Below are 13,246 nucleotides of genomic sequence, written 5' to 3'. Positions count from 1 at the left end.
GTGCTCGGCGTTCCGCTCGCTGAGATCGACGGCGATCTGTTGATCAAGATCCTGCCGCATCTCGATCCCACCGCCGAAGGCATGCCGGTTGCGGTGCGATGCCGGATCGGCAATCCCTCGGCGGAATATGATGGCTTGATCCATCGGCCGCCGGAAGGCGGGATGATCATCGAGCTCGAACGTGCCGGCCCGCCGATCGATCTGTCCGGCACGCTGGCGCCGGCGCTGGAGCGCATCCGCACGGCGGGATCGCTGCGCGCGCTGTGCGACGACGCCGCGCTGCTGTTCCAGCAGCGCACCGGCTACGACCGGGTGATGGTGTATCGCTTCGACGAGCAGGGCCACGGCGAAGTGTTCTCCGAGCGCCACGTGCCCGGGCTCGAATCGTATTTCGGCAACCGCTATCCGTCGTCGGACATTCCGCAGATGGCGCGGCGGCTGTACGAGCGGCAGCGCCTCCGCGTGCTGGTCGACGTCGGCTACCAGCCGGTGCCGCTGCAGCCGCGGCTGTCGCCGCTCACCGGGCGCGATCTCGACATGTCGGGCTGCTTCCTGCGCTCGATGTCGCCGATCCATCTGCAGTACCTGAAGAACATGGGCGTGCGCGCCACCCTGGTGGTGTCGCTGGTGGTCGGCGGCAAGCTGTGGGGCCTGATCGCCTGCCACCACTATCTGCCGCGCTTCATCCATTTCGAATTGCGGGCGATCTGTGAGCTGCTTGCCGAAGCGATGGCGACGCGGATCACCGCGCTCGAAAGCTTCGCGCAAAGCCAGTCGGAGCTGTTCGTGCAGCGGCTCGAGCAGCGCATGATCGAGGCGATCACCCGCGAGGGCGATTGGCGTGCGGCGATCTTCGACACCACGCAGTCGATTCTGCAGCCGCTACACGCCGCCGGCTGCGCGCTGGTGTACGAAGATCAGATCCGAACGATCGGCGAAGTGCCGGCCACGCAGGATGTCCGCGAGATTGCCGCCTGGCTCGATCGCCAGCCGCGCACGGCGGTGACGTCGACCGCTTCGCTCGGTCTCGACGTGCCGGAGCTCGCACATCTGACGCGGATGGCGAGCGGCGTGGTCGCGGCGCCGATTTCGGATCACCGCGGCGAGTTTCTGATGTGGTTCCGCCCCGAGCGCGTCCACACCGTCACCTGGGGCGGCGATCCGAAGAAGCCGTTCACGATGGGCGATACGCCGGCGGATCTGTCGCCGCGGCGCTCCTTCGCCAAGTGGCATCAGGTCGTCGAAGGCACGTCCGATCCGTGGACGGCCGCCGATCTCGCCGCGGCCCGCACCATCGGGCAGACCGTCGCCGACATCGTGCTGCAATTCCGCGCGGTGCGGACATTGATCGCCCGCGAACAATACGAACAGTTTTCGTCTCAGGTGCATGCCTCGATGCAGCCGGTGCTGATCACCGACTCCGAAGGCCGCATCCTGCTGATGAACGACTCGTTCCGCGAGATGCTGCCGGCGGGCGCGCCGTCGGCCGTCCATCTCGACGATCTCGCCGGCCTGTTCGTCGAATCCAACGACTTCCTGCGCAACGTCGCCGAACTGATCGATCACGGCCGTGGGTGGCGCGGCGAGGTGCTGCTGCGCGGCGCCGGCAACAGTCCGCTGCCGCTGGCGGTCCGCGCCGATCCGGTGACGCGGACGGAGGATCAGTCGCTCGGCTTCGTGCTGATCTTCAGCGACGCTACCGATCGTCGCACGGCAGATGCCGCACGCACGCGTTTCCAGGAAGGCATTCTCGCCAGCGCGCGTCCCGGCGTGCGGCTCGACTCCAGGTCGGACCTGTTGCACGAGAAGCTGCTGTCGGCGCTGGTCGAGAACGCGCAGCTCGCCGCGTTGGAGATCACCTACGGCGTCGAGACCGGACGAATCGCCGAACTGCTCGAAGGCGTCCGCCAGTCGATGCTGCGCACCGCCGAAGTGCTCGGCCATCTGGTGCAGCACGCGGCGCGCCCCGCCGGCAGCGCCAGCCCCAATGGCGGCTCGCAGAATAAGACTTAGTGCTGCGTCTCTCAGCCGCAGGCGTGGCGACCAGCACCTAGGCAGCTCTGTGGTCGATCGAGACAGGCTGCGACTCTCGATCTTTGCAACACGAAGAACCTCATGGTGAGGAGGCGCAAAGCGCCGTCTCGAACCATGTGCCGCAGGCGATGCGGCTCCTCATCCTTCGAGACGCCCGGCTTCGCCGGGCTCCTCAGGACGAGGACTCAGTGCCCTTCACAAGGACCATATCGGCTGCAATCAATCGATGAAGGAGTTTAAGCAGCCAGATGCTGCTGCACCGCGACCGAGAGCGCGATGTTGCAGGTGAACGCGACTGCGCCTTCTTCGATCACCGCTGCTGCGTCGGGAGCCGCCGCGCCGGCGCGCTCCAGTGCCTCGCGGTATTCGGTCTTCAAGGAGGCCGGATCGCCGATCGCCGAAAAGTCGTAGTGGGCGAGTTCAGCGGCGCTGAGCTGCATGGTCTTCTCCAGCAGCCGGCGCACGATCTGTCCGCCGTTGAGATCGCCGAGATAGCGGGTGTAGGCATGCGCGATCAGGCGGCTGCCGTCGCCTTCGCTCACCTCCGTGATCCGCTCTGCATAAGCTTCTGCCGCCGGCAGCACCGGCAGCCGCTCGTGCCAATCCGTGCCGACAAGCGCGGCGAGGTCGGATTCGATCGCCGGCGTGCGGGCCAGCGGATGCGCGGCAAGCGGCGCCAGGATTGGATTGTCGCGGTGGCGTTCGATGCCCGCTTCGATCGCCCGATAGGCCGGGTGCAGATTGCGCAGCAACAGCGTGTAGCCTTCGCGGCCAGCGGTGCCGTGCAGAATCTCGGAGAGGATGCCCGACTTCTCGGCTTCCAGATGCAGCTGTCGGGTCCGCACATACAACGCGGTGACGACGCTCTCGGCGCCGCGCTCCGCTGCTTCCACCACCATACCAGGCCTCCAATGCAGGAGGCCTTATAGCAGAAATCGATTCGCGATTGCGAACCCGCGTCAGCTCTTGTTCCGCGCGGCGTGGACCAGCACGCGGGCGAGCCGTGGCGCGGTCGCGCCATCGACCGCATAGCCATCCGCTCCGATCGAGCGGATCAGTTCCGGCCTGAGCAGCAGCAACGGGCCGCCGAGCAGGATCGCCACGTCGCGATTGCGCGAGTCGCGGCGGATGTCCTGGACGTAGCGCTTGAGCTGATCGAGGTGGCGATCGCCGCCGACCGAAAAGCCGACGACGTCGAACATGCGCTCCTGCACCAGCGCCATCATCTCGCGGCGCGTGTTGAATGGGCCGGTCCAGATGTCCCAGCCATCGCGCCTGAAGAACTCTGCGACCATCGTCAGCCCGAAGCTGTGTTGTTCGCCGTCCAGCGTGGTCAGCAGCACCGTGCCACCACCGCTGGCGCGGTGATCATCGGCAACGCTTTCACCGAGATGGCGAAGAATTCGTTGCAGTCGACTGACGCCGAGCGTGACGTTGAGGAAGTTCGCACTGTCGTGCTCCCACATCTCGCCGAGGCGTTGCGCAGCCGGCGCGAGCAGGTTGAGGAAGATCAATTCGGTGGCAGTCCCCTGCGCGATAAGACTCTCCACGTAGTCGAAGGCAGCAGTCTCGTCGTGACCGAGAACCAGCAGGGTGAAGTGCTGCACACCGAAAGGCGTACCAGGATCGACCGGGGCGGACATGTTCGAAAACGGGATCGTGTGCAGCTTAATTCGGGAATGGGTGAGCGTTCGAAGCGATAGGGCAATGGCAGAGGTCTGGACCCGGGGGCGTGCTCGCCAGAGTGGCTCCGGGATCGGAGGGGGCAGGGGCGTCACCGGGAGGTTAGCCGGTTCGGCGTCGGCAATGGCCGCGATCGGATGGTCGTCCCAGTCCGTCATGAGCGGTACTCCCTGACCTTCGACTTAAGGCTGACGGCCGACAGACCGTCAAGTTTAATTTACGTATGGTTTGATTGACAGTGGCATGTGTGGAGACTAGCCTTTGTTGATCAGCCGCACTTTAGGGAGTGGCGCGGTGCATCGTCCGTCAGCATCAGATCAAGAAAAAGAGGGTCTCGGTGCGACAGTCCCGGCCTCCCAATCTAACGTTCCGGTATCGCACCACCGCGACACGCACGTGTCAAACGTTCTTTACATGAAGAGCGCGGAGGGTGCTGTGCCGCACGATGGCACCGCTGGGTCGGTTTCTCAGCAAAAGCAGACGGTTAAGATGCTCTACACGCCCGAAGAGCGGGTTCGCCGAGACGCAACAAAATGGACGCTGGTGCAGGGTATCCTGGCGCCGGTCCAGTTCGTCGTCTTCCTCGTCAGCCTCGGCCTGGTGCTCCGCTATCTCGGAACCGGCGACGGCTACACCGCTGCGACCGTGTCGGTCGTGATCAAGACGTTGGTGCTCTACACCATCATGATCACCGGCGCGATTTGGGAGCGCGAAGTCTTCGGCTGTTACTTGTTCGCGCCCGCGTTCTTCTGGGAGGACGTGTTCAGCTTCCTCGTGCTGGCGCTGCACACCGTCTATCTGGTGATGCTGTTCCTCGGCCTCGGCGATGCGCGCGATCAGATGTACGTCGCGCTCGCGGCCTATGCGACTTACGTCGTCAATGCCACCCAGTTCGTCCTCAAGCTGCGCGCCGCGCGCCGCGACGAACGTCTGGCCGGCCTGCGTGAGCCCTCGGTGTCCGGGAGCCGCGCATGACCGCTCACGTCACAGGTTGTTCGACCGCGACCGCGGATCAGCTGGTCGCTCGCGAAATCCGCACCGAGAGCGGACAGCGCGAAGTGTTCTGCGGGTTGACCGGCATCGTCTGGCTGCATCGCAAGATCCAGGACGCATTCTTCCTCGTGGTCGGCTCGCGCACCTGCGCGCATCTGGTCCAGTCGGCCGCCGGCGTGATGATCTTCGCCGAGCCGCGGTTCGGCACGGCGATCATGGAAGAGAAGGATCTGGCCGGTCTCACCGACGCCAATGATGAGCTCGATCGTGTGGTGACGCAGCTGCTGGCGCGCCGGCCCGACATCAAGCTCTTGTTCCTGGTCGGCTCGTGCCCGTCGGAAGTCATCAAGCTCGATCTGTCGCGCGCCGCGCTCCGCCTGTCGCAGCGGTTCTCGCCGGGCGTGCGCATCCTCAACTACTCGGGCAGCGGCATCGAAACCACCTTCACCCAGGGTGAAGACGCCTGTCTGGCGTCGCTGGTGCCGGAGCTGCCGGCGCAGACCGATACCAAGCCGTCGCTGCTGGTGATCGGCTCGCTCGCCGACGTGGTGGAAGATCAGTTCGCGCGGATGTTCGACGCGCTCGGCATCGGCAACGTCGCGTTCTTCCCGCCGCGCAAGTCGACCGCGCTGCCGAGCGTCGGGCCGAACACCAAGATCCTGATGGCGCAGCCATTCCTGCCCGACACGGTGCGGGCCCTGGAAGAGCGCGGCGCCAAGCGCCTCGCGGCGCCGTTCCCGCTTGGCGTCGAAGGCACCACCGGCTGGCTGCGCGCCGCGGCCGATGCGTTCGGTGTCGACCCGGCGAAGTTCGATCAAGTCACCGCGCCCAACCGCGCCCGCGCCGAGCGTGCGCTCGCTGCGTTCAAGAGTGAGCTCGGCGGCCGGCGAATCTTCTTCTTCCCGGATTCGCAGCTCGAGATTCCGCTGGCGCGCTTCCTGTCGCGTGAGCTGGACATGCAGCTCGTCGAAGTCGCGACGCCGTATCTGCACCGCGAGCAGCTGGCCGAAGAGCTCAAGCTGCTGCCGGCCGAAGTCGCGCTGACCGAAGGTCAGGACGTCGACGATCAGCTCGACCGCTGCCGCATCGCGCGTCCCGATATCGTGGTGTGCGGCCTCGGTCTCGCCAATCCGCTCGAAGCGGAAGGCATCACAACCAAATGGTCGATCGAACTCGTGTTCACCCCGATCCAGGGATACGAGCAGGCGGCCGATCTTGCTGAATTGTTCGCGCGGCCGCTGGTGCGGCGCGCCAAGTTGGTGGCCTGACCATGCAGCTCACCGTATGGACCTATGAAGGCCCTCCCCATGTCGGCGCGATGCGCGTTGCCACGGGTATGGAGCAATTGCACTACGTGCTGCACGCTCCGCAGGGCGACACCTACGCCGATCTGTTGTTCACGATGATCGAGCGCCGCAACAAGCGGCCGCCGGTGACCTACACGACGTTCGCCGCGCGCGATCTCGGCAAGGACACCGCCGAGCTGTTCATGAGCGCGGCCCGCAACGCCTATGCGCGCTTCAAGCCGCAGGCGATGATCGTCGGCGCGTCCTGCACCGGCTCGCTGATTCAGGACGATCCGGGCGGTCTCGCCAAGTCGCTCGGCTTTTCGATTCCGGTGATTCCGATCGATCTGCCGGCGTATCAGCGCAAGGAAAACTGGGGCGCGTCCGAGACGTTCTATCAGCTGGTGCGCGCGATCGCCGGTCCGAAGGCGCCGCCGCCCGGCACCAAGCGCGCCGAGCCCGCGCCGGGCCAGCGCGCCAAGTGCAATCTGCTCGGGCCGACCGCGCTCGGCTTCCGTCATCGCGACGACATCACCGAGATCACCAAGCTGCTCGGCCAGCTCGGGATCGACGTCAATGTGGTGGCGCCGATGGGGGCGACGCCGGCGGACCTGACCCGGCTCGGCGAAGCCGACTTCAACGTCGTGCTGTATCCGGAAGTCGCTTCGCAGGCAGCGTCCTGGCTGCAGCGGATCTTCCATCAGCCGTTCACCAAGACGATTCCGATCGGCGTTTCGGCGACGCGCGAATTCGTGCGCGAAGTCGCCGGCCTTGCCGGCGTCGATCCGGAGCCGGTGCTGGCGGCGGCTTCCACCCGGCTGCCGTGGTACTCGCATTCGGTCGACTCGACCTACCTGACCAACAAGCGCGTCTTCATCTTCGGCGATGCCACCCATGCGATCGCCTCGGCGCGGATCGCGTCGGAGGAGCTCGGCTTCAAGGTGGTCGGTCTCGGCACCTACAGCCGCGAATTCGGCCGCGACGTCCGCGAGGCGGCGGCGAAGTACGGCGTCGAGGCGCTGATCACCGACGACTATCTCGAAGTCGAAGCCAAGGTTGCCGAACTGCATCCGGAGCTGGTGCTCGGCACCCAGATGGAGCGCCACATCGCCAAGCGCCTCGGCGTGCCCTGCGCGGTGATCTCGGCGCCGGTGCATGTCCAGGATTTCCCCGCGCGCTATGCGCCGCAGATGGGATTCGAGGGCGCCAATGTGATCTTCGACACCTGGGTCCATCCGCTGATGATGGGCCTCGAAGAGCATCTTTTGGCGATGTTCAAGGACGATTTCGAATTCAAGGACGGCGCGCTGCCGTCGCATCTCGGCACTGGCCACGCACCCGCTTCGGCGCCTGCTGTGGCGGAGGTCGCCGTTGCGCTGCCGCAAAGCGCGCCGGTTCTCGACGGTGCAGCATCTGAGCCGGCTCCGACCGCACCCGCTCCCACCGGGGCTGTGTGGGCACCGGAAGCCGAAAAGGAACTGCTGAAGATACCGTTCTTCGTCCGCGGCAAGGCTCGCCGGAATACCGAGCGCTTCGCCAACGAAAATGGTGTCGCAACCATTACTGTCGAGACCTTGTACGATGCCAAAGCGCACTTCGCCCGCTGACAAGACCCCGGTTCGGGTCGTCATCGTCACGCTGGACAGCCATTTGTCCGGTGCCGCCGCACGTGCTCGCAACGTGTTGCGGAAGGATTATCCAGGAATCGAGCTGACGGTGCACTCCGCCGACGAGTGGGGCAGCGACGGACACGCTCTGCAGCGCTGCCTCGCCGACATCGCCACCGGCGACATCATCATCGCCACCATGCTGTTCATGGACGATCACGTCCGTGCGGTGATGCCGGCGCTGCAGGCGCGGCGCACCGAATGTGACGCGATGGTGTGCTGCATGTCGGCCTCCGAGGTGGTGAAGCTCACCCACATCGGCAAGTTCGACATGAGCGCCGAAGCGCTCGGCATGATCAACTGGCTGAAGAAGCTGCGCGGCAAGAAGCATGAGGGCTCGGCCGGCAAGGGCGAGATGAAGATGCTGCGGCAGCTGCCGAAGCTGCTGCGCTTCGTCCCCGGCACAGCGCAGGACATGCGCGCCTACTTCCTGACGCTGCAATATTGGCTGGCGGGCTGCGAGCAGAACATCGCCAACATGGTGCGGCTGCTGATCGACCGCTACGCCAACGGTCCGCGCAAGGGGCTGCGCGGCGTCGCCAAGGTCGAGCCGCCGCTCGAATATCCCGATATCGGCGTGTACCACCCGAAGATGAAGGGCCGCATCGCCGAGTCGGTCGACAAGCTGCCCACGGGCCCGTCCGAAGCCAAGGGCACGGTCGGCGTGCTGCTGCTGCGCTCCTATCTGCTCGCCGGCAATGCCGGGCATTATGACGGCATGCTGGAGACGTTCGAGGCCAAGGGCCTGCGGGTGATTCCGGTGTTCGCCTCGGGCCTCGATCAGCGCCCGGCGATCGAGCAGTTCTTCATCAAGAACGGCCGTCCCACGGTCGATGCGGTGGTGTCGCTCACCGGCTTCTCGCTGGTCGGTGGTCCCGCCTACAACGACTCCAAGGCGGCCGAAGACATCCTCGCCGCGCTCGACGTGCCGTATCTGTCGGCGCATCCGGTCGAGTTCCAGACGCTGGAGCAGTGGGCGACGTCCGATCGCGGCCTGATGCCGGTGGAAAGCACCATCATGGTGGCGATCCCCGAGCTCGACGGCTGCTCCAACCCGATGGTCTATGGCGGCCGCTCCGACGGCGGCGACGTCGCCTGCCCGGGCTGCGAGAAGTTCTGCAAGTTCGAGCGCAACGAAAGCGGCGGCGACATGCATGTCTGCAGCGAGCGCGCCGAAATGCTGGCGTCGCGCACCGCCAAGCTGGTGGCGCTGCGCCGGAGCGAACGCAAGGACCGCAAGGTCGCTGCGGTGCTGTTCAACTTCCCGCCGAATGCCGGCAACACCGGCACCGCGGCGTTCCTCGGCGTGTTCGAGTCGCTCTACAACACGCTGAAGGCGATGAAGGCCGAAGGCTACACCGTCGAGGTCCCCGAAAGCGTCGACGCGCTGCGCGAGGCGATCATCAACGGCAATGCGGCACGGTTCGGCGCCAATGCCAACGTCCATGCCCGCGTGATGGCCGGCGATCACGTCAAGAACGAACGCTATCTGCGGGAGATCGAAGCGCAGTGGGGTCCGGCGCCCGGCAAGCAGCAGAGCGACGGTTCGTCCATCTTCATTCTCGGCGAGCGCTTCGGCAACGTGTTCGTCGGCGTGCAGCCGGCGTTCGGTTACGAAGGCGACCCGATGCGGCTGCTGTTCGAGAAGGGGTTTGCGCCGACGCACGCCTTCTCGGCGTTCTATCGCTGGATCAAGCAGGATTTCGGCGCCCACGCGGTGCTGCATTTCGGCACCCACGGCGCGCTCGAATTCATGCCCGGCAAGCAGACCGGCCTGTCCGGCACCTGCTGGCCCGACCGCATGATCGGCGATCTGCCGAACATGTATCTGTACGCTTCCAACAACCCGTCCGAAGGCGCGATCGCCAAGCGCCGCTCGGCCGCGACGCTGGTCAGCTACCTGACGCCGCCGGTCGCGCATGCTGGGCTGTATCGCGGGCTGCTCGAACTGAAGTCGTCGCTCGAGCGCTGGCGCGGGCTGACGCCGGAGGAAGAAACCGAGCGCGCTAATCTCGCGACGCTGGTGCAGGCGCAGGCCGCGGGCCTCGACCTCGCCCCGGCCGAGCCGGCTTGGACTGCCGAGGAAGCGGGCGACACCATCGCCAAGCTCGCCGACGCCGTGCTCGAGATGGAATACGCGCTGATCCCGCACGGCCTCCATGTCGTCGGCAACGTGCCGTCCGAAGAGGAGCGGGTCGAGACGCTGGAAGCCGTCGCCGATGCGATGCACGGCAAGCGCCCCGACAAGTCCCTGCTCGAAGCGCTGGTGCGCGGCGGCCATCCCGAACACCTGTCGGGCAACGGTCCGGAAGCGCAGGCCAATCTCGACATGCTCAAGGAGCTCGCCGGGATCGACAAGCTGCTCGCCGAGGATCACGAACTCGCCGCGATCCTTCGCGCGCTCGACGGCAAGTTCATCCGTCCGGCGCCGGGTGGCGACCTGTTGCGCACGCCTCAAGTGCTGCCGACCGGCCGCAACCTGCACGGCTTCGATCCGTTCCGGATTCCGTCGGCCTACGCGCTGCAGGACGGCGCCAAGCAGGCGCAGCGGCTGATCGACAAGCACATCGCCGAGGGCAATCCGCTGCCCGAGACGGTCGCGATCGTGCTGTGGGGTACCGACAACCTCAAGAACGAAGGCGCGCCGATCGGCCAGGCCCTGGCGCTAATGGGCGCCCGGCCGCGGTTCGACGGCTACGGCCGTCTCGCCGGCGCCGATCTGATCCCGCTGGAAGAACTCGGGCGGCCGCGCATCGACGTGATCATCACCATGTCGGGCATCTTCCGTGACCTGCTGCCGCTGCAGATCAAGCTGCTCGCCGAAGCCGCCTTCATGGCGGCGAGCGCCGAGGAGCCGGCCGAGCAGAACTTCATCCGCAAGCATTCGCTGGCCTACCAGGCCGCGCACAACTGCGACATGGAGACGGCCTCGCTGCGGGTGTTCGGCAACGCCGACGGCGCCTACGGCTCCAACGTCAACCATCTGGTCGAGAACAGCCGCTGGGAAGACGAGGACGAGCTCGCCGAGACCTATACCAAGCGCAAGAGCTTCGCTTACGGCCTCAAGGGCCAGCCGGTGCAACACGCCGAGCTGCTCAAGAGCGCGCTGGCCGACGTCGATCTCGCTTATCAGAACCTCGACTCGGTCGAGCTCGGCGTCACCACGGTCGACCACTACTTCGACACGCTCGGCGGCATCAGCCGCGCGGTGCGCAAGGCGAAGGGTGGCCAGGCCGCGCCGGTGTATATCGGCGACCAGACCCGCGGCGCCGGCACGGTGCGCACGCTGTCGGAGCAGGTCGCACTCGAAACTCGCACGCGGATGCTGAATCCGAAGTGGTACGAGGGCATGCTCAAGCATGGCTACGAAGGCGTGCGTCAAATCGAAGAGCACGTGACAAATACTATGGGCTGGTCGGCAACCACGGGCGAAGTCGCCCCCTGGGTGTACAAGCAGCTCACCGAGACCTTCGTGCTCGATCCTGAAATGCGGGCACGCCTCGCCGCGCTCAATCCGGTAGCCTCGGCGAAAGTCGCCAACCGCCTGATCGAAGCGCACGAACGCAACTACTGGTCTCCGGACCCGGAAATGCTCGAGACCCTGCGCAAGGCAGGCGAAGAGCTCGAGGATCGCCTGGAAGGCGTGGGAGTGGCCGCATGAACATCCTGACTGATCCCAACAAGCTGAAGACCTCGGGCTGCGCCGACGTCAACGCGTCGAAATGCGCCGAGGGCGACGGCGAGGGCAGTGTCCAGGTCCAGCTCGACCCCAACCTCAACATCGGCACCGCCAAGGTGTTCTCGATCTACGGCAAGGGCGGTATCGGCAAGAGCACGACCTCGTCGAACCTGTCGGTGGCGTTCTCCAAGCTCGGCAAGCGCGTGCTGCAGATCGGCTGCGATCCGAAGCACGACTCGACCTTCACGCTCACCAAGAAGCTGATGCCGACGGTGATCGACGTCCTGGAGTCGGTGAACTTCCACTCCGAGGAGCTGCGCCCAGAAGACTTCGTGTTCGAGGGCTACAACGGCGTGATGTGCGTCGAGGCGGGCGGTCCGCCGGCCGGCACCGGCTGCGGCGGCTACGTCGTCGGCCAGACCGTCAAGCTGCTCAAGGAGCATCATCTGCTCGAAGATACCGACGTGGTGATCTTCGACGTGCTCGGTGACGTGGTGTGCGGCGGCTTCGCCTCGCCGCTGCAGCATTCCGAGCGGGCGATGATCGTCGCCGCCAACGATTTCGATTCGATCTTCGCCGCCAACCGCATCGCCGCGGCGATCCAGGCGAAGTCGAAGAACTATGCCGTGCGTCTGGCGGGAGTGATTGCCAATCGCAGCCGCGAAACCGACCAGATCGACAAGTTCGGCGAGCGCACCGGCATCAAGCGCGTCGCGCATCTGCCGGATCTGGATGTCATCCGAAAGAGCCGTCTGAAAAAGATGACGCTTTTTGAGATGGATCACACCCCAGAAATTGAAGCTGTGCAAAATGAGTATCTTCGGCTCGCGACGGATTTGTGGGAGGCGAAGGAACCCCCGGTCCAGGGCAAGCCGCTGAAGGATCGCGACATCTTTGATCTCTTGGGATTTGATTGATGGCGTTGGGCAGCTACATCGAGCGTCGCGGCGAGCTTGAAACCTATTTCGATCGCACCGCGGCCGACACCTGGGCCAAGCTGACGTCGGATGCTCCGGTCAGCGGCATTCGCGCCACCGTGCGCGCCGGCCGCGACGAAATGCGCAACACGCTGCTGTCGTGGCTTCCCGCCGACATGACCGGCACCCGGCTGCTCGACGCCGGTTGCGGCACCGGCGCGCTGTCGATCGAGGCGGCGCGGCGCGGTGCCAAGATCGTTGCGATCGATCTGTCGCCGACGCTGGTGGCGGTGGCGCGCGAGCGTCTGCCGGCCGACATCGATCCGGCCGCGATCGACTTCCGCTCCGGCGATATGCTCGACCCCGAACTCGGCGAGTTCGACTTCGTGGTCGCGATGGATTCGCTGATCCACTATTTGCCGCACGACATCTGCCGCATGCTGGCGACGCTGGCGTCACGCACCCGGCAGTCGATGGCGGTGACGTTCGCGCCGAAGACGCCGCTGCTGACGCTGATGCATTTCGTCGGCGGCTTCTTCCCGCGCGCCGACCGTGCGCCGGCGATCGAGCCGATCAGCGAAAAGACACTGCGTAGCCTAGTGGCCGAAGAGCCGCTGCTGGCGCAATGGCAGCCCGGCCGCACCCATCGGGTGTCGTCCGGCTTCTACACCTCGCAAGCCCTGGAGATGGTTCGACGATGAGCCAACTGGCGGCGACATTGGCGAAAGGCTGGATGCGTCTCGGGACGCGTTTCCTGCCGTTCGCTGACGCGGCGACGAAGGAGCTTCCGCTCGGTCGTCTGCTGCGTCTGTCGCTGTTTCAGGTCTCGGTCGGCGCTTCGATCGTTCTGCTCAACGGCACCCTCAACCGGGTGATGATCGTCGAGCTCGGCGTCACCACGCTGCTCGTCTCGCTGATGGTGTCGCTGCCGCTGGTGTTCGCGCCGTTCCGCGTGCTGATCGGCTTCAAGTCCGACCTTCACCGCTC

Annotated in this window: 10 protein-coding genes; 8 read left to right on the top strand and 2 right to left on the bottom strand. The window is 65.6% G+C overall.

The window, feature by feature from the left end; genetic code table 11:
* The coding region (locus DYI24_RS10775) for a GAF domain-containing protein (RefSeq protein WP_164572283.1) at positions 1-2,013 on the top strand (2,013 nt) is incomplete at its 5' end.
* A gap of 257 nt (positions 2,014-2,270) precedes the next feature.
* Here the strand turns inward: DYI24_RS10775 and DYI24_RS10770 are convergent.
* Both DYI24_RS10770 and DYI24_RS10765 read right to left on the bottom strand, forming a co-directional pair.
* Positions 2,271-2,933, bottom strand: a complete 663-nt coding sequence (locus tag DYI24_RS10770) for a biliverdin-producing heme oxygenase (protein ID WP_164572282.1) — start codon at positions 2,931-2,933, stop codon at positions 2,271-2,273.
* A gap of 60 nt (positions 2,934-2,993) precedes the next feature.
* Positions 2,994-3,875, bottom strand: coding sequence for a cobalamin B12-binding domain-containing protein (locus tag DYI24_RS10765; protein ID WP_164572281.1), 882 nt, complete (start codon positions 3,873-3,875; stop codon positions 2,994-2,996).
* A 331-nt stretch (positions 3,876-4,206) separates the two neighbouring features.
* Here DYI24_RS10765 and bchF point away from each other — a divergent pair, with 331 nt between their 5' ends.
* From bchF to DYI24_RS10730, 7 genes are all read left to right on the top strand, one after another.
* Complete coding sequence (gene bchF / locus DYI24_RS10760) at positions 4,207-4,692, top strand: 2-vinyl bacteriochlorophyllide hydratase (protein WP_107343551.1); 486 nt, start codon at positions 4,207-4,209, stop codon at positions 4,690-4,692.
* Entirely contained in the window at positions 4,689-5,978 is a 1,290-nt protein-coding gene (locus DYI24_RS10755) for a ferredoxin:protochlorophyllide reductase (ATP-dependent) subunit N (protein ID WP_164572280.1), read from the top strand. Before bchF ends, DYI24_RS10755 begins: the two co-directional genes overlap by 4 nt.
* A gap of 2 nt (positions 5,979-5,980) precedes the next feature.
* Positions 5,981-7,603 carry a ferredoxin:protochlorophyllide reductase (ATP-dependent) subunit B gene (gene bchB / locus DYI24_RS10750; protein WP_164572279.1) on the top strand — a complete coding sequence of 541 codons (1,623 nt, stop codon included), beginning with the start codon at positions 5,981-5,983 and terminating at the stop codon, positions 7,601-7,603.
* Positions 7,578-11,324: a magnesium chelatase subunit H gene (locus DYI24_RS10745; RefSeq protein ID WP_107354756.1), complete on the top strand. Its 3,747-nt coding sequence runs from the start codon at positions 7,578-7,580 to the stop codon at positions 11,322-11,324. The genes bchB and DYI24_RS10745 overlap by 26 nt, the downstream gene beginning before the upstream one ends.
* A complete protein-coding gene (bchL, locus tag DYI24_RS10740) occupies positions 11,321-12,259 on the top strand; it encodes a ferredoxin:protochlorophyllide reductase (ATP-dependent) iron-sulfur ATP-binding protein (protein WP_107343555.1) in 939 nt (312 codons plus the stop codon). Before DYI24_RS10745 ends, bchL begins: the two co-directional genes overlap by 4 nt.
* A complete protein-coding gene (bchM, locus tag DYI24_RS10735) occupies positions 12,259-12,960 on the top strand; it encodes a magnesium protoporphyrin IX methyltransferase (RefSeq protein ID WP_107343556.1) in 702 nt (233 codons plus the stop codon). Before bchL ends, bchM begins: the two co-directional genes overlap by 1 nt.
* Positions 12,957-13,246, top strand: a 290-nt coding sequence (locus tag DYI24_RS10730; protein WP_164572278.1) for a PucC family protein, incomplete at its 3' end; no start/stop codon positions are given. The genes bchM and DYI24_RS10730, both read left to right, overlap by 4 nt.

It is taken from the genome of Rhodopseudomonas sp. BR0C11 (genome assembly GCF_010820945.1).
Taxonomy (GTDB): domain Bacteria; phylum Pseudomonadota; class Alphaproteobacteria; order Rhizobiales; family Xanthobacteraceae; genus Rhodopseudomonas; species Rhodopseudomonas palustris_H.
The sequence above is the reverse complement of the archived record's forward strand: the minus strand, read 5'-3'. Positions and strand labels throughout refer to the sequence as shown.